This window comes from Allobosea sp. (assembly GCF_017308015.1).
In the GTDB taxonomy this organism is placed as follows: Bacteria; Pseudomonadota; Alphaproteobacteria; order Rhizobiales; family Beijerinckiaceae; genus Allobosea.
On sequence record NZ_JAFKFW010000005.1, the window covers coordinates 1 to 18,486 of the forward strand.

The following is an 18,486-nucleotide window of genomic DNA, read 5'->3' on the forward strand; positions in this document are numbered from 1 at the left end:
TCTCTCCCCGCCGGGGGGAGATGGACCCGGAACCGAGGCGAAGCGTCAGCGCGACAGGCCGGTTTTCCCGGTCGTCGTTTTGGTCGTGAGTTTCGTCGTCGTCAGACGGACAGTCACAGAGCCAATCCCGAAGGGCTGAAAACTTCGCTATGCGGCGCAACCTCGCGCCACGCCCTGTCAGAACACCGGGAACGGCGAAAAGTCAATCTCCTCCTCATAGCCGGGACCAGGCCGCACGTTAACCCTGCCCGTTGACCTCCCGTTCACGCTGCCAGCCGATTGGCCGGCGCCGGTAACCCGAAGGCTACCCGCGCGGTCCAGCCTGCCTTCCGGAATGAAGATGGCGCGGTCCTTATGCCGCGCGGGAGTACCGGGTTGCGTTTGCGTTCTAACGAGATGATGCAACGGCTTCAGCGCGAATTGCGGCACGGAGTGTCGTGCGCCCGCGCGCTGGGCGGCAGCGCCTGGACTCGGGCCGCAAAGATCGATCTCGTCCCGCTTCTCATCACCGGCGCCGACCGGATCGAAACGGGCTTCCAGATTGCCTGCCGCGTCGGCCGCGGCCTGATGTCGCGCGGCGGCTTAGGTCTGCCCGGCGCGCTTGCCTGGCGCATCGCCGCCGCGCTCGGCGGCGTCAGCCTGACAGCCGCCCTCGTCACCAGCCTTTCGGGAAATGGCGAAGGCCAGCCCCAGCTCGCCAGCCTTGCATCTCCGGTTGCGGCCGCCACCACCCAGACCACCGCCGTCAATCGTAAGCCGCTCCTCGCCTCCACGGAAGCCGACTGGATCGCGATCACCCGACCGATCGCGATCTTTAATCTGGAGGCGCCAGAACTCGGCCGCGAGGCTCCCGCAATCGAAGCTCGACGCAGCCGCGACGGCAGCCGGCGCGAGGACCTTCTGAGCTTTGGCACCTTTGCAGGCGGCGCTCCCCATCTCTCGCTGCGACTGCAAACGGGCGACGGCATCGCCGCCCAATCCGGCTCCTTCACGATCGCACTGGTTCATGCGGCGGCGCTCCGCACCCTCGCCGTCGAGCGTGCCAGCACGTCAGCGGTGATCGAGACGCGCTTCGGCTCGCTCGAAACCGCCGACATCGTCCTTGGTGACGGCACGGAGAGCCACGCCTGCCTCGCCTTCCGTATGGTCGGGCCCGACGCCCCCTTCGCGATGAGCGGCTGGTGGTGCGCCGGCGCCAGGCCCAGCGACCGCCGGCAACTCGCTTGTCTGATCGACAGGCTCGACCTCGCCAATGCCGGCGCCGAGCCTGAATTACGCGCGGCCTTCGCCCGCAGCGAGTTGCAGCGCCAGCCGGGTTGTGCGACGCCGCGCCTCTCGGCGGCAGGCCGCAAGCTCTCCTGGCTCGACGCGAACGGCGCAATGCCCGCCCTGCGCATGAAGACCGCAAATGCAGAGCCGGCGAAGTCGGCAGCGGAACCGCGTCAGCGCCGTACCAGGAAGCCCCGTCGCGAGCGCTAACAAAGTTGTTAACGACGCGATGCTAGTCTTTGCGCCGGTTTTTCCATGCTTACATCGAGTGGATCGGTCCGCTCCCGGAGATTGCCGTCATGATGTCGTTCAAGCGCGTTGCCGCCATCCTCGCCGTCGCTGTCACGGCCTCGACCATCATGGCCAGCATCGCCGAGGCGCAGAGCCGCCGCGGCCCGCTGCGCGTCACCGTGCAGAAGCGCAGCTATCTCGACGCCGGCAATATCGTTCCGGTGGGCTCGCTGAACCGCTATGCCAGCCAGCACATGTCGGCCTCGCCGGTCTATGCCGGCCAGGGCGATCTCTACGGCGAAGGCACCCTGCCCGGCCGCATCGGCGCGGGCACGAACCCGTTCGCGAACACGTTTGCGACACCGCGGTTCTGAGAGACGCTGTTAAGGCACCTTCTTGAAGGGCGCCATTTGAAAGGCACTTGTCATCCCGTGTCCGCGCAGCAGCACTACGTGCCGCAGCGCATGCGGGAAGACACACTTCATTGAAGCGCGCCCTTCATTGACGCTTCTTACTCCGGCAACGCCCTGAGATATCGCACCGGCCGCCCCGGCGCCGCGGCGTTGGCCGCATGCACGATCGCGTTCGCGTCGATGCCGAAGTGACGGTAGAGATCCGCGACCGTGCCGGTCTGGCCGAAATGCTCGACGCCGAGCGCTTTCTGCTTGTGGCCATGGACGCTACCGAGCCACGCTAGCGTCGCCGGATGCCCGTCCAGCACCGAGACGATGCCGCAATCGCGCGAGAGTTCGCCAAGCAAGCGCTCGACATGGCTCGTCGCCTCGTGATTGCCGCGTTGGCGCGCCCGCTCCGCCGCCTGCCAGCCGGCATTGAGTCGGTCCGCCGAGGTGATGGCGAGCAGGCCGACATCGCGCCGGTCTTCGGAGAGCAGTCCCACCGCCTCGATCGCCTCCGGCGCCACCGCGCCGGTATAGGCGATCACGACCGAGGCGTTCGGCCCCGGCTTCCGCAGCCAATAGGCGCCGTCGATGATGGCGCGCTCCAGCTCCGGGGTCATCACCCGGCTCGGCTGCTCGACCTGCCGGGTGGACAGGCGCAGATAGACCGAGCCGCCGGTCTCGTCGCGCAGCCAGGTGCGCTCGTCCGGGTCGCCCTCGCCATCGCGCTGCATGTAGTCGAACGACCAGCGCATCATCACCGCGAGCTCGTCGACGAAGGCCGGCTCGAAGGAGCAAAGCCCATCCTGGCTCATGCCGATCAATGGCGTCGCGATCGACTGGTGCGCCCCACCCTCCGGCGCCAGCGTCACGCCGGACGGCGTCGCCACGACCATGAAGCGCGCATCCTGGTAGCAGGCATAGTTCAGCGCATCGAGCCCGCGTGAGATGAAGGGGTCGTAGAGCGTGCCGATCGGGATCAATCGCTCGCCGAAGATGGAGTGCGACAGGCCCAGCGCCGACAAGTTGATGAACAGGTTCATCTCGGCGATGCCGAGCTCGACATGCTGCCCCTTCGGCGAGAATTCCCATTTCTGCATCGAGGGAATGCGCTCGTCCTTGAAGGTGTCGGCCATCGATGCCTTGGCGAAGAGCCCGCGTCGGTTCACCCAGGGCCCGAGATTGGTCGAGACGGTGACGTCCGGCGCCGTGGTGACGATGCGGTCGGCCAGCGGCCCGCCAGTCTTGGCGAGATCGTCCAGCACCTTGCCGAAGCCCATCTGGGTGGACATCGACGGCTGGATGCCGGCCTCCAGCTTCTCCGGAACCGGCAGCTTGACGGCCGAGAAGCGCCGGCGCCCTTCCGAGAAGAACGGCACCTTGTCGAGGAAGGCCCGCATCTCCCTCTCGGGAAGCCCGAGCCCCTCGAACAGGTCCCATTCATGGCCGGGGCGGACGCCGTTCGCCTTGCGGAAGCCGTCGAGCTGCTCCTTGGTCATCAGCCCGGCATGGTTATCCTTGTGCCCGGCGATCGGCAGGCCGAAGCCCTTCACCGTATAGGCGAGGAAGCAGACCGGCCGGTCATGGTCGATCGCCTCGAAGGCTTCGAGGATCGACGGCAGGTCATGGCCGCCGAGATTGCACATCAGCTTCGAGAGCTCGGCATCCGAGCGCTTCTCGATCAGCGTGGTCACCGGCCCCTGATCGCCGAGATCGTCCATCAGGCGCTTGCGCCAGGCCGCGCCGCCCTGGAAGGTCAGCGCCGAATAGAGCTGGTTCGGGCAGGAATCGATCCAGGCCTTAAGCCGTTCACCGCCCTTTTCCTTGAACGCCGCCTGCTGCAGCGAGCCGTATTTCAGCGTGACCACGTCCCAGCCGAAATTGCGGAACATCGTCTCGAAACGGTCGTAAAGCCCCTCGCGGATCACCGCGTCGAGCGACTGGCGATTATAGTCGATGATCCACCAGGTATTGCGCAGGCCGTGCTTCCAGCCCTCCATCAGGGCTTCGAAGATATTGCCCTCGTCGAGCTCGGCATCACCGATCAGCGAGACCATGCGGCCTTCCGGCCGGTCCTTGGCCCAGCCATGCGCCTTCACATAATCCTGCGTCAGCGACGAGAACAGCGTCTGCGCGACGCCGAGGCCGACCGAGCCGGTCGAGAAATCGACATCGTCGATATCCTTGGTGCGCGAGGGATAGCTCTGCGCGCCCTTGTAGCCACGGAAGTTCTCGAGCTTCTCGCGCGTCTGCAGGCCCATCAGGTAGTTGATGGCGTGGAAGATCGGCGAGGCATGCGGCTTCACCGCGACCCGGTCCTGCGGCTTGAGAGCCGCCATGTAGAGCGCGGTCATGATCGTGGCGAGCGAGGCCGAGGAGGCCTGGTGCCCGCCGACCTTCATCCCGTCCTCGTTCTGGCGGATATGGTTGGCGTGGTGGATCGTCCACGAGGCCAGCCAGAGGATCTTCTTCTCCAGCTCGGCGAGAAACGGCAGGCGCGGATCTGTTGTCATGAATGTGGCCCGAACTCCCAGTGCCGCCGATCATGCACGGAAGCACTGGCAGAACGAGCCAAATTTCCATGCATCACTGGCCGACTTTGGTGATTTCCGCCATGGCGTGCCGGCCGGACAGGCGAAATCACCAATCAGCCCTCCACATGCCTTGTTGCCGGCTCCTTGCCGGCTGGCGCGGCCCGGCTATGTCTGCGCCTCGCTTGTGAGCCGCCGTCGCACCATGCCAGAAACCCGCCACGGAATCGGGCCGAACGACCCGCGCAGGAGGAAGCTTCCATGAGCAACAGCAAGGATGTCTGGCGTCGGATCGACGACAAGGCCCCGGCCTATTTCGGGCTCTCCGACCGCATCTGGCACATGCCTGAGCTGAATTACCAGGAAGTTCGCTCCGCTGCCGAGCACCGCGCCATGCTGGAGAGCGAAGGCTTCCGTGTCACCACCGGCATCGCCGGCATTCCAACCGTCGTCATCGGCGAGGCTGGCGAAGGCGGCCCGGTCATCGCGATCATGGGCGAATTCGACGCACTTCCCGGCCTGAGCCAGGAAGCCGGCAATGCCACCGAAACGCCGATAGAGAAGGGTGGCAACGGCCATGGCTGCGGCCACAACATGCTGGGTTCGGCCTCGCTGCTCGCTGCAGCCGCGGTGAAGGACTATCTCGCGGCCAACAGGCTGAAAGGCCGCGTGCGCTACTATGGCTGCCCGGCGGAAGAAGGCGGCTCGGCCAAGGGCTTCATGGTGCGCGCCGGCGCCTTCGACGATGTCGATATCGCGCTGTGCTGGCACCCGGCCTCGTTCAACGGCGTCAACCGCGCCTTCTCGCTCGCCTGCGTCGAGATCGAGTTCACCTTTACCGGCCGCGCCTCGCATGCCGCCGCCGCGCCCCATCTCGGCCGCTCCGCGCTCGATGCGGTCGAACTGATGCATATCGGCGTGAACTACATGCGCGAGCATATGCCTTCGACGGCGCGCGTGCATTACGCGATCATCAATGCCGGCGGCATTGCCCCGAATGTCGTCCAGGCCACCGCGACGACGCGCCAGCTCATCCGCGCCGCGACTCTCGGTGAAATGTGGGAGCTCGTCGCCCGCGTGAAGAAGATCGCCGAGGGCGCCGCCCTGATGAGCGAGACCACCGTCGCGATCAGGCAGCTCTCGGGCGACGCCAATCTCGTCGGCAACCGCCCGCTGGAAGAAGCGATGCAGGCCAATCTGCAGGCACTGGGCGGCCCCGGCTTCGACGCCGCCGACCATGCCTTCGCCGCCAGGTTCCAGCAGACCCTGAGCCCGCAGGACATCGCCGCCGCCTATGGCCGCTTCGACCTGAAGCCGAAGGACGGCGAGGCGCTCAGCGACGAGATCTACCCGCTGGGCGCCGGCAACGACACCTCCGTCGGCTCGACCGATGTCGGCACGGTGAGCTGGGTCGTCCCGACCGTGCAGTGCCGCACCGCCTGCTACGCCATCGGCACACCCGGCCATTCCTGGCAGCTCGTCGCGCAGGGGCTCGCCCCGGCCGCACATAAGGGGCTGGCGCTTGCGGCCAAGGCGATGGCCGGCGTCGCCACCGACGTGCTGAACGATCCTGCCCTGCTCAAGGCGGCCAAGGACGAGTTCGCGGCCTTTCGCGCCAAAAACCCCTTCGCCAATCCGATCGCCGACGATGTCGAGCCGCCGCTCGACATGGCCGCGCACTGACCAGAACGCGGGTCATCCCGGGGCTCTCGGGTCGCCCGGAATGACCCGCATGTTTCGTTTTAGAATCGGAAAAGCGCTAGCTGCCCTGCGGCCCGGACAATTCGACACGGATCGTCGGCCGGGTTGCCTTGAACTCGGCCACGGCCGCCGAGGTGAGATCGGAAATCGAGTCGGACGCGTTCGACATCAGGCGCAGGATGATTCGCCCCAACCGGTCGCGCGCTTCGGTCTCCAGCTCGGTATCGAGCCTGTCGTCATGCCCGAGCACGGCCCAGGCTCTTGCCTGGACGGCTTCTGCGACGAGCAGTTCCTGGGAGTTCAGTACACCTGGAAAGCGAAAGTTAGAGATAGACATCGGCGATTCAAACATTGCTGGCCAACGGATATAGGGCGACCGCGGTTCCCGGCAAGGCGGAGAGAAAATTCGCAGTCGATTGGGCCGCGCTATCACCTTCGAAACTCCGTGTGACGAGCGCGCTACGAAGCCGGGCGCGGAACCCGGATAAACATAAAATCCAAATTGGACTTATTGTCCAAATTTGCCTTGACCCGCCCCTCCCGGCCTGCACAGATGGCCGCTATAGCCTTGCCGCCACGCGGCAGGTCAGACGCCCAAGGCGGAGGCTCACGTGAAATTCGACATTTTCCAGATGGAGCGGAACCAGACGCTCTTCGAGAACGACGTCGAGATCAACCTGACTGAAAGCGGCGTCCATCCCTGGTCAATCGAGGACATTCTGGGCGAACAGGCCGCCCGCGACCTGCTGAAGCAGCCGCTCGGCTATGGCTGGACCGACGGCCGGCCGGACCTGCGCGCCAACATCGCCTCCTGGTATCACGGCGCAACCGCGGCGAACGTGCTCGTGACCAACGGCTCTTCCGAGGCGACGATGATCGCGTTGATGGCGCTGTTCGAGCCCGGCGACGCGCTGGTCTTCGCCCTGCCGAATTTCATGCAGATTGATGGGCTGGGCCGTGCGCTCGGCTTCGACATCCGACGGCTCGAACTCTCCGGCAACACCGACTGGCAGATCGATCCCGCAGAACTCGACAAGGTCGTTGCCGGCGCCAAGGCGATCGCCGTGACCAACCCGGCCAATCCCACCGGCAGCGTGCTGTCGGCAGCAAGCCGCGCCGCCCTTATCGAAACTGCGAAACGCAACGACGCCTGGCTGCTGGTCGATGAGATCTATCGCGGCGGCGAGATCGACGGCGCCGAGACCGAGACGCTCTGGGGCAGCTATCCCAAGGTGGTCGTCACCTCCAGCCTGTCGAAATCCTTCGCCTGCCCCGGCCTGCGTTTAGGCTGGATCGTCGCACCGGAGGCGATCGTGGCCTCCGCCGCCGAGCGGCAGGACTACACCACGATCGGCAGCGGCATCCTCAGCCAGATCCTCGCCGAAGAGGTGATGCGCCCGGAAACACGCGGCCGCCTGCTTGCGCACGGCCGCGATTTGCTGCGCAGCAATGCCGATCTCGTGGCGCAATGGATGGCGCAACATAACGACTGGTCATGGCGGCGCCCGCAGGCCGGCGGCATGGCCTTCCTGCACTATCCGCACGACATGCCCTCCGAGATTTTCTCGCAGAAGCTGCGCGAGGAAGAGAGCGTCTTCGTCGTGGCCGGAAGCTGGTTCGGGATCGAGAACCATATCCGCATCGGCATCGGCGTACCGACCGAGGTACTGCGTGACGGACTGGCGCGGATGGATCGGTTCCTGGCGCGTCACAGAGGCTGAAGCGCGTTGGGAAGGGCGACGCTACGCGTCGCCCTGACGCCCGATTCCGTCCAGCACCACCCGCGCGATCGCGATATCCTGCACCGCGATCCCCGTGAGGTCGGCGATGGTGATATCGTCATCCGAACCGCGCGCCGGCGCGTCACCAGCCAGCACGGCCCCCAGCTCGACGCAGTCCCCAGCATCGATCAGCCCGACGGCTGCTGCTGCCGCGAACTCGCCATGGTCGAGGCTCTGCTCCAGCGAATCCGCGATCCGCGTATCGGCAAGCGCGACCAATGCCGTATCCAGCTCCTGCTTGCCCGGCGCATCGGCCCCGAGCGCAGTAATATGCGTGCCGGGCCTGATCCAGTCGCCGAGGATGATCGGCGCGGCGGCCGGCGTCACCGTGATCAGCGCATCCGACTGCGCGCAGAGTACCTCCAGCTCCGCCACCGGCTCGATGGTGATGCCCTCCCCTGCGAGATCACGCCGCAGCGCGTCCAACTTCTCCGATGAACGCGCCCATACTGCGAAGATCGGCTCGCGCTCGCGCAACAGATGCGCGGCGGCGCGGATCTGGAACCGCGCCTGCGTGCCCGCGCCGACGATCCCGACCCGGCGCGCATCGGCCCGCATCCCGGCCCGCGTCGCGATGGCACCGGCCAGCGCAGTCCTGAGATCGGTCAGCCAGCCCTCGTCGCGGAGGATGGCGACGACAGTGCCGGTCTCGGCCGAGAGCGCGATCATCATGCCGCTCGTCGTCGGCAGGCCCCTGGCGGGGTTGTCGTAGAACCCCGTCGCGATCTTCACGACGAAGATGGCATTGCCTGCGATATGGCCGAACTTGATATGGCAATCGCCGTTATGCGCGGGGAAGCCGAGATAGCCGACCGGCGGCATCTGCACCTTGCCGGCCGCAGCGGCCTTGAAGCCTTCTTCCAGCGCAATGAAGGCCCGGTCGAGATCGACGGCGGCCTCGATCTCCGCACGCGACAGGTCAAGCATCCGGGGTCTCGTTGGCTTGGTTGAGGTAGTTGTAGACGGTCGCACGGGCGAGCCCGAGAATGCGCGAGATATAGGCGGCGGCATTGCGCCCGCCGAAAGCTCCGTTGGCGGCAAGGTCCGCCACCAGCGCCCGCTTCTCGGCCCGGCTGAGGCTGGTCACGGCAAGCCCGCGGCTTTGCGTCCATTGCTGCACGAACTCGTTGATGCGCTCGTGCCAGTCTTCCTTGAACAGGGCCTGCGGCTTCTCCGTGCCAGCCGGCACCGTGGCGAAGGCCGAGAGCGTCTGCATCAGCGCATGGAACTGCGAGACATCGACATTGATGCAGAGCACACCGATGGCCTTGCTCCCGGCCGAGAGCACGATGCTGATCGATTTCAGCCGCCGCCCGTCCCAGTTCACCTTCTCATAGGGGCCGATGATCGTCTCGTTCGGATCGAAGCCGATCTCGTCGAGCAGGGAAGGTTCGCCCAGCACGCGCTGTGAGAAATTCCCGGCGATATGCACGACGCTCTGCGAGCCGAGATCGTGCAGCACGACCTCGGCATGCGGCCGGAACAGCAAAGCCACCGCATCGCAGACCGGCAGGTAGGGAGCGAGTTCCGGCGTCATGCGCGAGCCTTTAGCGCGGCTGTGACTTGAGATAATCGCTCAGGCGTTCCAGTCCCGCGGAGAGATGCTCGGCCGGCGCGCCGATGCCGATGCGGATATAGCCGTCCATCCCGTAGACATCGCCCGGCAACAGCATGATGCCACGCTCTTCGCGCAAGCGGTGCACGAGCTGCGTCGAGTTCATCGAGTGGCTGTACCTGATGAAGGCCATGCCGCCCGCCTTGGGCGGCACGAAGGAGAAGAACTCGTCGTTAGCCTCCACCCAGTTCGTCAGCAGCGCGAGGTTCTCCCGCAGGATAGTCTTGCTCCGCTGCAGGATTTCGGCGCGCTTGGCCGGCTGCACGACGATGCGGGCGATGTGCTCGCTCAGTGCGCTCGTCGTGATCGAGGTGTAGTCCTTGTTCTGCCAGGCCGTGTAGATGTCCTTGGCCGGCCCGACCAGCCAGCCGATGCGCAGCCCGGGCAGCGCCATCGCCTTGGAGAGCCCGCTGGTGATGATCGCCTTCTCGTAGAGATCAGCGAAGCTCGGAGGCTCGTCGGCCTCCAGCTCCGCGCCCTTGTAGACCTCGTCGGCATGCAGGTAGCAACCCTGTGCACGAGCGATCGCGACCAGAGCATCCATCGTCTCGCGCGAGAGCAGACTGCCGGTCGGGTTGTTCGGATTGCAGATCGTCATCAGCTTGGTGCGCGGCGTGATCGCCTGGCGGACCTCGTCGAGATCGGGCGTCCAGCCTAGTTCCTCTCGCAGCTTCACTTCCTTGACGGTGGCGCCGATGGCCCGCGCCCAGCCCCAGATCTGCAGGTAATTCGGTACGAAGACGACGATCTCGTCACCCGGCTCGATCAGCGACATGACCATCAGGAAATTGGCTTCGGCCGAGCCGTTCGTGACGATCACCTCATCCGAGGTCCGGTTGCGGTAGAGCTTGGCGATGTCCTCGCGCAACTCGACGGCGCCATTGGTCCAGCCATAGCCAAGCTCGACCCCCATCAGCTTCGCGCGCTCATCGGCGCTGAGCAGCTCGTTCAGCGAATAGGGATGGACGCCGCTATCGGAGAGATTGAACTCGACGGTGTTCTCGTAGAGCGACTGGATGCGCTCCAGTGTGAATTCTTCGATCTTCATGCTGCCCATCCCGCGGCGACCGATCCGCCGCACCTCCCGCGAGTATGATGGGCATAGATTGGACGTCAAGGTCGATTTTGGAATTTACAGTCCAAATCACGATTGCTATTCCTTGGCGACCACATCCCAGCCGCTCCCGGAGAGCCCATCATGTCCGACCAGAACCCCGGTGCCAACAAGATGTGGGGCGGCCGCTTCACCACCGCGCCGGCCGATGTGATGCGCAAGATCAATCCCTCGATCAGCTTCGACTATCGGCTCTACCGGCAGGACATCGCGGCATCCAAGACCCATGCCGCGATGCTGGCCCGCCAGGGCATCATCGCGAGCGCCGACAACGAGCGCATCCAGGCCGGGCTCGACCAGATCCGTGGCGAGATCGATCGCGGCGAACTCCAGTTCAGCATCGACCTCGAGGACATCCACATGAACGTGGAAGCGCGCCTCAAGGAGATCATCGGCGAGCCGGCCGGGCGTCTGCACACCGCCCGCAGCCGCAACGACCAGGCCGTCACCGATGTCCGCCTCTGGATGCGCGACGCCATCGATGCTCTCGACGGCACCATCCGCGACTTGCAGCAGGCCCTGATCGAGCGTGCCAGCGAGCATGCCGACACGATCATGCCGGGCTTCACCCATATGCAGGTCGCCCAGCCCGTGACCTTCGGCCACCATCTGATGGCCTATGTCGAGATGTTCGGCCGCGACCGCGAACGACTGGCCGGCGCCCGCCAGCGCACCAATGTCTCACCGCTCGGCGCCGCAGCGCTCGCCGGCACCGCCTTCCCGATCGACCGGCAGTTCACGGCAGCCAAGCTCGGCTTCGCCCGGCCGACCGAGAACTCGATGGATTCGGTCGGCGCGCGCGACCATATCTGCGAATTGCTGTTCTGCTGCTCGATGCTGGCCGTGCATCTCTCGCGCCTCAACGAAGAGATCACGCTCTGGTGCAGTGACGGCTTCCGCTTCATCGCGCTGTCCGACGCCTTCACCACCGGCTCCTCGATCATGCCGCAGAAGCGCAACCCCGACGCCGCCGAACTGGTGCGCGGCAAGACCGGCCGCGTCGTCGGCTCGCTCACCGCCATGCTGGTAATGGTCAAGGGCCTGCCCATGACCTTCATGAAGGACATGCAAGAGGACAAGGAGCCGATGTTCGACGCGCTGGAGACGGTCGAGCTCTGCGTCGCTGCCACCACGGGCATGGTCCGTGACCTGACCGTGCGCCCCGAAGGCATGCGCGCCTTCCTCGATCGCGGCTTCCCGACCGCGACCGACCTCGCCGACTGGCTGGTGCGCGAGGCCGGAATCCCCTTCCGCGACGCCCATCACATCACCGCCCGCATCGTCGCGCTGGCCGAGGCCAAGGGCTGCACCTTGCAGGCGCTCGATCTCGACGCGATGCGCTCGGTCGATGCGCGCATCAATGAAGCGGTCTTCGAGGTGCTGGCGCCGGAGCACTCCGTCCGCAGCCGCCGCAGCTATGGCGGCACAGCCCCAGACACCGTCCGCGAGGCGATCGAGCGGGCGAGGCAGCGCTGGCTGTCCGACAAGCCGATCCAGGGCTGAATTGTCATTCCGGGGCGCATCGCCAACTTTGCGGAAGCAAACTGACGGTCTTTCTGGCTATGGATGACGACGTCGCTTGATTCGAGCGAGCGTGAGGATCGAGCGCGGCGCCATGCAGCTCCGCAGCGGGGAGAGACGATGGAACACGTCTGGTTGCGCGGAGTGGCCGAGAAGTTCGGCATCGACGGCGGGCTGCGGCAGCTCGGCGGCGAATACGATCTTAACTTCCGCGGCCGGACCAGCGAAGGCGACGTCATCGTCAAGGCGATGCGCCCGCAGGGCGAGCCCGCGCTCGTCGACCAGCAATGCGCCGCGATCACCCACGCGCTCGCCGTCGATCCGACTTTGCCCTTGCCTCGCCTCCTCCCTGTCGAAGGCAATCGTTTCTGGCAGACCGTGGCCGACGCCCAGGGCCAGCAGCGCATGGTCTGGGTCCAGCGCGCCTTTACCGGCATTCCGATGGGCGAGGCCGGGCCGCAGCCACCTGTCGTCCTCGCCGAGCTCGGCGCGCTGACTGCGCGTCTCGACCTCGCGCTGCGCGATTTCAAGGTCACCGCTGCCCCGGACGCCGCGAAATGGGACCTGACCGAAGCCGGCTGGGTCAAGCCGCATCTCGACGTGCTGGAAGGCTCGCGCCGCAAGCTCGTGGCGGAGATCGTCGCTGGCTTCGAAGCGCTCAAGCCTGCGCTCGACAAGCTGCCGCGCCAGACCATCCATAACGACCTCAACGACTTCAACATCCTCGTCCAGCCCCGCCTCGGCGAGCCCGCACGGATCAGCGGCCTGATCGATTTCGGCGACATGACCCATGGCCCGCGCGTCTGCGAGATCGCCATCGCCGCTGCCTACGCCATCCTCGACCACGAGACGCCGGAAGCAGCGCTCGCCGCCTTCGTCGCCGGCTATCATGGCGTCTCGGCCCTGAGTGCCCAAGAGATCGGCCTGATCTGGCCGCTCGCCCGCATGCGTCTTGCGGTCAGCGTCGTGAACTCGACGATCGAAGCGAAGGGCCGCCCGAACGACCCCTACGTGACGATCTCGCAGGCACCCGCCTGGCGTCTCCTCGAAAACCCCGCCATCGATGGCGAACTGATGGGCGCGCGCCTGCGCAACGCCTGCGGCCTGCCCGTCACCGACGCCGCCGGCCGCATCGCGAATTGGATCGCCGGACAGCGCAGCAGCTTCGCGCCCGTGCTCGGCCGCGCGCTCGACGGCCTGCCCGTCGGCTCGCTCGGCGTGGCCGAGGCGACGATCCCTGCGAACCCGTTCGAACTGCGCGCCGACGAAGCCCGCAATCTCGGCACCGGGCTCGGCATCACATCCGAGTGGTGGCTCGGCCAGTATGGCGAGCCGCGGCTGGTCTATACCGACAAGGCTTTCCGCAAGGGCCGCTGGCTCGCCTCGAACCGCCGCACCATCCATATGGCCGTCGATATTTTTGCGCCGGCAGGGGAGCCGGTCTGCGCGCCGCTCGCCGGCAAGGTCGTGCTGGCGGAGAACCGCAAGGGCCATCTCGACTATGGCGGCGTCGTCATCCTTGAGCACCGCACGCCCGCAGGCGACGTCTTCCACACGCTCTACGGCCATCTCGCAGCGGACGGCGCAGCGAAGCTGAAACCAGGCCAGGAGATCGCGGCAGGTGAAACCTTCGCCAGGCTCGGTCCGGCCGAGGAGAATGGCGGCTGGGAGCCGCATCTGCATTTCCAGCTCGCGCTGACGCTGGACGGCATGGGCCATGACTGGCCGGGCGTCGCCGATCCCGACGACTGGGCGCTCTGGCAGGCGATCTGCCCGAACCCGGCCGCCCTGCTCAACCTGCCCGACGATGTCGTCGCCTATCGAGCAATCGACGAGGCCGCTCTGCTGGCCGAGCGCAAGGCCCGCTTCGGCGCCAACCTCAAGCTGAGCTACAGGAAGCCTGTCACCTTCCTGCGCGGCTGGCGCCACCATCTCTTCGACGCGATGGGCCGGCCCTATCTCGACGCCTATAACAACGTGCCGCATGTCGGCCACGCCCATCCTCGCATCCGCAAGGTGGCGATGGACCAATTGGCGCGGATGAACTCCAACACGCGTTATCTCCACCCGGCGCCGATGGCGCTGGCCGAGCGGCTGACCGCCAAACTTCCCAAGGAGCTGGAAGTCTGCTTCTTCGTCAATTCCGGCTCGGAGGCGAACGAGTTGGCGCTGCGCCTCGCCCGTGCGGCCAGCGGCGGCTATGACATCGTGACGCCCGATCACGGCTATCACGGCAACACCACCGGCGCGATCGACATCTCCGCCTATAAATTCAACAAGCCGAACATGGGCGGGCGCAAGCCTTGGGTGCAACTCGTCGACGTCGCCGACGATTATCGCGGCCGCTTCCGCCGCGATGACCCCGACCGGGCTCTCCACTACGCACAGCAGGTCGATGGTGCGCTGAAGGCGATCGCGGAACGCGGCGGCAAGGTCGCGGGCTTCATCGCCGAAACCTTCCCGAGTGTCGGCGGCCAGATCATCCCGCCACCGGGCTATCTCGCCGCGGTCTACGAGCGCATCCGCGCCGCCGGCGGCATCTGCATCGCCGACGAGGTGCAGACCGGCCTTGGGCGCCTCGGCGACTATTATTTCGGCTTCGAGCAGCAGAATGTGCGCCCGGATATCGTCGTGCTCGGCAAGCCTTTCGGTAACGGCCACCCGATCGGTGCTGTGATCACCACTCGCGCCATCGCCGAGCGCTTTGCTGAAGGTCCGGAATATTTCTCGACCTTCGGCGGCTCGAACCTGTCCTGCCGCATCGCTGCAGAGGTACTCGATATCGTCGAGGAGGAAGGGCTCGCGACCAATGCGAAGGTCATGGGCGAGAAGCTGCTCACGGGCATGCGAACGCTGATGGCGGATTACCCTTGTGTCGGCGACGTCCGCGGCATTGGCCTCTTCCTCGGCCTCGAACTGGTCACGGATCGCGAGACGCTGGAGCCCGCGACGGATGCGGCCTCCCATGTCATGAACCGTCTGCGCGACATGCGCATCCTCGTCGGGCGCGAGGGGCCGGCTGACAACATCCTCAAGATCCGCCCGCCTCTGACGATCGGCGCCGACGATGTCGAGATGATCCTCGACCGGCTCAGGATCTGCCTGCGCGAGGTCGAAGCGGCGCGATAGCACAGCCGGCAGCGCGTCCTCATCCGCCCGCTGCTGGTACCGCCGGCCCGGCCATGGCATCCTGTGCAGGTGCGGAGGATAGACGATGGAGTTGAAATGGCTGGAAGACGTCCTGAGCCTGTCGACCACGCTCAGCTTCTCGCGCGCGGCTCGTGAACGCAACGTCACGCAATCGGCCTTGAGCCGTCGGGTCAAGCAGCTCGAGGCTTCGCTTGGCTCACCGCTGTTCGACCGCAGCAGCTACCCGATTCGCCTGACGGAAGCGGGACGGACCTTCCTTCCGCGCGCGCAAGAGATCGTCCGGCAGATTCAGGCCGCGCGGCAGGAGCTGCGCCATCTGCACGAGGTCGCTTCCGAGACCCTGACCTTCTCCACGCTGAACACCCTGTCCCTGACCTATTTCCCCGGCCTCGTCCGCCGCATGGAAGAGAAGCTCGGCCCGCTGAAGACGCGGTTCTGCGAACAACGCTCGTCCTTCGACGGCAACGTCGGGCTTCTCGCCCATGGCGAATGCGATTTCCTGCTGACCTACGCGCATGAATGCGTGCTGCCGGATCTCGACCCAGAGCTTTTCATTTATCGCTGCCTCGGCACCGAGCGGGCGATTCCCGTCTCGATCCCCGACGGCAATGGCGAGCCGCTCCACGCCTTCCACTGCGGAGAAGCACCGGTACGCCTGCTGAGCTATGGCAGCTCGACCTTTTTCGCGCGGCGGCTTGCCCTGCTCTTCGCCGAGCGCCCGACCCCGCTCGTCACCGTCTACGAAAACCCGATGTCCGTGGGTCTCAAGGCGATGGTCCTGGCCGGGCGTGGCGTCGCCTGGGTGCCGGAGAGTCTGGTCGTGGAGGAACTGCGAAGCGGCCAGCTCGTGCCGGCCGCCGATACCTCCTGGTACATCTCTGCCGAAATCAGGCTCTATCGGGCGAGACAGCAGAGCCGCCCCCCCGTCGAGCAGTTCTGGGCCGCCACCGCGGAAGCCAGCCAGACGGCGCGCACCGAGGACCCTGGCCGCCCTGTCTTTCCCCGGCTCTGCTTTGCACGCCCAGCCTTCGACAACAGGGAGCCAGGTGTGCCGGCGGTCGTGTGATACGCGCTCAGCCCGGCTGGCGGGCTTCAAGGATCAGGCGCAGCAGGCGTCCGAAAGCGAAGCGGTTCACCTCCGTGCCCTTGATATCGGTGTTGACCCGATGGACGATCACGAGATCGAGCGACGGGATAACGAGGCAATACTGCCCGCCGACGCCCTGGGCGCTGTAGCTGCCGGCCGGCAGCACGACGCCGGGGAAGCCAGCGCCGGAGCGCTCGGTCCACCACATATAGCCGTAGCCGCCGCGCGGCCCGGCATCTGAAAGCGGCAGCACGCTGGTCGCGACCCAGTTGGCCGGCACGACCTGTTCATTCTGCCAGCGGCCCTGCCGCAGGAACAGCAGGCCGAAACGAGCGAGATCGCGCGTCGACATCCGGAACGGATAGGCGGGATGGGCAGAGCAATCATCCGGCTCCAGCCAGCCGTCACGGCGCTCGCCATCGAGGCGGAAATCCTCCAGGCCGAGCGGGCGGCCGATCCGTTCGAGGAAATCGTCATGGATTCCGGCGCCGGTGAGCGCAGTGAAGATCGTGCCCAGCGCATTGAAGTCCCAGTTGTTGTACAACCAGAAGGCGCCCGGCGGCTGCGAATGGCGCTGCGGCTTGATCGACTTCATCCAAGGCGATTCATAGCCTGCGGGATGGAAGATGCCGGAGCGCGCCGTCAGCAGATCGTAGATCGTCGCCGCCTTCTCGCGGTCGCTCAGTCCTTCCTTGTCGTCGATGCCGAGATCGGCGAGCGTACGGGACAGGTCGATCCGGCCTTCCTCCTCATGGATGCCGATCAGCGCGCTGAGGAAGCTCTTGCGGACGGAATGGCACTGGTAGCGATGGGCGAGGTCGCCGCGGCTCGCGATCACGCGTCCGCCCTGTACGATCATCACTGTCGCCGTCGAGATGGTGTCGGCATAGCGCCAGGCCCGGTCGAGCCCCTCGCGCGACCAGCCGGCCGCCTCCGGCGTCACCGCCTCCCAGCCATTTGCCGGCCAATGTTCTCCCGCCAGGGCCTTACCCGTCATGACTGCCTCTTCCATGTCCTGATCCGTCGAATCCCTGCCGCTCACGCGATCGGGCGATAGCCGACGCTCGCCTCGAGAAACTCGCGCGTATAGGGCTCGTGCGCCCGGCCGGCCCGAACATCCTCGGCGCTCATCTGTTCGAGGATGCGGCCTTCACTCATCATCGCGACGCGCTCGCACAGATGCGTCACCACCGCGAGGTCATGGCTCACCATCAGATAGGTGAGATCGCGATCGCGACGGAGCTGCTTCAGCAGGTTGAGGATCTCGGCCTGCACGGAGACGTCGAGCGCCGAAGTCGGCTCGTCCAGCAGCAGAAGCTCCGGCTCGATGATCAGCGCACGAGCGATCGCGACACGCTGGCGCTGTCCGCCCGAAAGCTCGTGCGGGAAGCGATAGCGGAAGGACGGCCCCAGACCGACGGCGGTCAGGATCTCGTCGATGCGTTCCTGCGGCCGGTCGAAGCCATGGATCTTCAGCGGCTCGGCCAGCACGTTCTGGACCATCTTGCGCGGATGCAGCGAGGCATAGGGGTCCTGGAACACCATCTGCACGCGCCGGAAGAAGGCCTTGTCGCGCTTGTGCGGCACCTCCCGGTCATGGAAGGCGATGGAGCCGCCATATTCGCTGTTGAGCCCGGCCAGCGCGCGCAGCACGGTCGACTTGCCGCAACCGGATTCGCCGATCAGGCCGAAGGCTTCGCCATGCCCGAGCGTGAAGGAGACATCGTCCACCGCCTTCAGAGCCGAGGCGCCACGGCCGAAGACGACCGAGAGATGGCTCACCGTCAGCGCGGCGGGGCGGTTCGACGCCGGGGTCTGGTTGATCGCGCTCATGCCCGGCTCCCGCTCTGCAAGGTCGGACCGTCCAGCCAGGCCGGATCGCGGCTCGGCACCTGCAGCATGTCGGCCTGCCGGTCTAGCCGCGGCAGGCTGTCGAGCAGCGCGCGCGTGTAGGGATGGCGCGCGTTGCGCAGCTCGCGCGCCGGGATGTCCTCCATGATCCGGCCGGCATACATCACCAGAACGCGATCGCAGAAATCCGCCACGAGATTGAGGTCGTGGCTGATGAAGATCAGCCCGGCGCCGCGC

General features: G+C 66.1%; 15 protein-coding genes. 7 read left to right on the forward strand and 8 right to left on the reverse strand.

Features of this window, described 5'->3' with window-relative positions; all coding sequences use genetic code 11:
* Positions 1-432: 432 nt before the first annotated feature.
* On the forward strand, positions 433-1,479 hold the full coding sequence (locus J0I42_RS05600) for a hypothetical protein (RefSeq protein WP_291653607.1): 1,047 nt from the start codon (positions 433-435) through the stop codon (positions 1,477-1,479).
* An 89-nt stretch (positions 1,480-1,568) separates the two neighbouring features.
* Positions 1,569-1,874 (forward strand): hypothetical protein, encoded by a 306-nt coding sequence (locus J0I42_RS05605; protein WP_291653609.1) that lies wholly within the window; start codon positions 1,569-1,571, stop codon positions 1,872-1,874.
* 137 nt (positions 1,875-2,011) lie between these two features.
* Here the strand turns inward: J0I42_RS05605 and J0I42_RS05610 are convergent, their stop codons facing one another.
* Positions 2,012-4,411: a transketolase-like TK C-terminal-containing protein gene (locus J0I42_RS05610; protein WP_291653611.1), complete on the reverse strand. Its 2,400-nt coding sequence runs from the start codon at positions 4,409-4,411 to the stop codon at positions 2,012-2,014.
* Between the two features lie 279 nt (positions 4,412-4,690).
* Here J0I42_RS05610 and J0I42_RS05615 point away from each other — a divergent pair, with 279 nt between their 5' ends.
* Positions 4,691-6,112: an amidohydrolase gene (locus J0I42_RS05615; RefSeq protein WP_291653613.1), complete on the forward strand. Its 1,422-nt coding sequence runs from the start codon at positions 4,691-4,693 to the stop codon at positions 6,110-6,112.
* A 76-nt stretch (positions 6,113-6,188) separates the two neighbouring features.
* Here the strand turns inward: J0I42_RS05615 and J0I42_RS05620 are convergent, their stop codons facing one another.
* The gene (locus tag J0I42_RS05620) at positions 6,189-6,467 is read right to left on the reverse strand and encodes a hypothetical protein (RefSeq protein WP_291653614.1); all 279 of its coding nucleotides are present in this window, start codon (positions 6,465-6,467) and stop codon (positions 6,189-6,191) included.
* 274 nt (positions 6,468-6,741) lie between these two features.
* Here J0I42_RS05620 and J0I42_RS05625 point away from each other — a divergent pair, with 274 nt between their 5' ends.
* A complete protein-coding gene (locus J0I42_RS05625) occupies positions 6,742-7,851 on the forward strand; it encodes an aminotransferase class I/II-fold pyridoxal phosphate-dependent enzyme (protein WP_291653616.1) in 1,110 nt (369 codons plus the stop codon).
* Positions 7,852-7,872: 21 nt separating this feature from the next.
* On the opposite strand, the gene J0I42_RS05630 is transcribed toward J0I42_RS05625, so the two are convergent.
* From J0I42_RS05630 to J0I42_RS05640, 3 genes are read right to left on the reverse strand one after another with little or no spacing between them, the layout of a single operon-like run.
* Positions 7,873-8,838: an ornithine cyclodeaminase family protein gene (locus tag J0I42_RS05630; RefSeq protein WP_291653619.1), complete on the reverse strand. Its 966-nt coding sequence runs from the start codon at positions 8,836-8,838 to the stop codon at positions 7,873-7,875.
* Entirely contained in the window at positions 8,831-9,448 is a 618-nt protein-coding gene (locus J0I42_RS05635) for a helix-turn-helix transcriptional regulator (RefSeq protein WP_291653621.1), read from the reverse strand. The genes J0I42_RS05630 and J0I42_RS05635 overlap by 8 nt, the downstream gene beginning before the upstream one ends.
* A gap of 10 nt (positions 9,449-9,458) precedes the next feature.
* Entirely contained in the window at positions 9,459-10,574 is a 1,116-nt protein-coding gene (locus J0I42_RS05640) for an aminotransferase class I/II-fold pyridoxal phosphate-dependent enzyme (protein ID WP_291653623.1), read from the reverse strand.
* Between the two features lie 150 nt (positions 10,575-10,724).
* Here J0I42_RS05640 and argH point away from each other — a divergent pair, with 150 nt between their 5' ends.
* The 3 genes from argH (at position 10,725) to J0I42_RS05655 (ending at position 16,377) form a co-directional block, all read left to right on the forward strand.
* Complete coding sequence (gene argH, locus J0I42_RS05645; RefSeq protein WP_291653625.1) at positions 10,725-12,143, forward strand: argininosuccinate lyase; 1,419 nt, start codon at positions 10,725-10,727, stop codon at positions 12,141-12,143.
* Between the two features lie 138 nt (positions 12,144-12,281).
* Positions 12,282-15,290: an aminotransferase class III-fold pyridoxal phosphate-dependent enzyme gene (locus tag J0I42_RS05650; protein WP_291653626.1), complete on the forward strand. Its 3,009-nt coding sequence runs from the start codon at positions 12,282-12,284 to the stop codon at positions 15,288-15,290.
* Between the two features lie 85 nt (positions 15,291-15,375).
* Positions 15,376-16,377 carry a LysR family transcriptional regulator gene (locus J0I42_RS05655; RefSeq protein WP_291653628.1) on the forward strand — a complete coding sequence of 334 codons (1,002 nt, stop codon included), beginning with the start codon at positions 15,376-15,378 and terminating at the stop codon, positions 16,375-16,377.
* 7 nt (positions 16,378-16,384) lie between these two features.
* On the opposite strand, the gene J0I42_RS05660 is transcribed toward J0I42_RS05655, so the two are convergent.
* The 3 genes from J0I42_RS05660 to J0I42_RS24085 are packed head-to-tail and all read right to left on the reverse strand — an operon-like array spanning position 16,385 to position 18,413.
* On the reverse strand, positions 16,385-17,395 hold the full coding sequence (locus J0I42_RS05660; RefSeq protein ID WP_291653630.1) for a serine hydrolase domain-containing protein: 1,011 nt from the start codon (positions 17,393-17,395) through the stop codon (positions 16,385-16,387).
* 41 nt (positions 17,396-17,436) lie between these two features.
* Entirely contained in the window at positions 17,437-18,231 is a 795-nt protein-coding gene (locus J0I42_RS05665) for an ABC transporter ATP-binding protein (protein ID WP_291653631.1), read from the reverse strand.
* Positions 18,228-18,413 carry an ABC transporter ATP-binding protein gene (locus J0I42_RS24085; protein WP_465247647.1) on the reverse strand — a complete coding sequence of 62 codons (186 nt, stop codon included), beginning with the start codon at positions 18,411-18,413 and terminating at the stop codon, positions 18,228-18,230. Before J0I42_RS24085 ends, J0I42_RS05665 begins: the two co-directional genes overlap by 4 nt.
* Between the last annotated feature and the right edge of the window lie 73 nt (positions 18,414-18,486).

Bases quoted from the DNA above. Each gene is read 5' to 3' on its own strand.
- J0I42_RS05650 (WP_291653626.1), top strand. From the start codon at position 12,282: ATGGAACACGTCTGGTTGCGCGGAGTGGCCGAGAAGTTCGGCATCGAC.
- J0I42_RS05620 (WP_291653614.1), bottom strand. From the start codon at position 6,467: ATGTCTATCTCTAACTTTCGCTTTCCAGGTGTACTGAACTCCCAGGAA.
- J0I42_RS05630 (WP_291653619.1), bottom strand. From the start codon at position 8,838: ATGCTTGACCTGTCGCGTGCGGAGATCGAGGCCGCCGTCGATCTCGAC.
- J0I42_RS05615 (WP_291653613.1), top strand. From the start codon at position 4,691: ATGAGCAACAGCAAGGATGTCTGGCGTCGGATCGACGACAAGGCCCCG.
- J0I42_RS05605 (WP_291653609.1), top strand. From the start codon at position 1,569: ATGATGTCGTTCAAGCGCGTTGCCGCCATCCTCGCCGTCGCTGTCACG.
- J0I42_RS05655 (WP_291653628.1), top strand. From the start codon at position 15,376: ATGGAGTTGAAATGGCTGGAAGACGTCCTGAGCCTGTCGACCACGCTC.
- J0I42_RS05640 (WP_291653623.1), bottom strand. From the start codon at position 10,574: ATGAAGATCGAAGAATTCACACTGGAGCGCATCCAGTCGCTCTACGAG.
- J0I42_RS24085 (WP_465247647.1), bottom strand. From the start codon at position 18,413: ATGTATGCCGGCCGGATCATGGAGGACATCCCGGCGCGCGAGCTGCGC.
- J0I42_RS05660 (WP_291653630.1), bottom strand. From the start codon at position 17,395: ATGACGGGTAAGGCCCTGGCGGGAGAACATTGGCCGGCAAATGGCTGG.
- J0I42_RS05665 (WP_291653631.1), bottom strand. From the start codon at position 18,231: ATGAGCGCGATCAACCAGACCCCGGCGTCGAACCGCCCCGCCGCGCTG.
- J0I42_RS05610 (WP_291653611.1), bottom strand. From the start codon at position 4,411: ATGACAACAGATCCGCGCCTGCCGTTTCTCGCCGAGCTGGAGAAGAAG.
- argH (WP_291653625.1), top strand. From the start codon at position 10,725: ATGTCCGACCAGAACCCCGGTGCCAACAAGATGTGGGGCGGCCGCTTC.
- J0I42_RS05635 (WP_291653621.1), bottom strand. From the start codon at position 9,448: ATGACGCCGGAACTCGCTCCCTACCTGCCGGTCTGCGATGCGGTGGCT.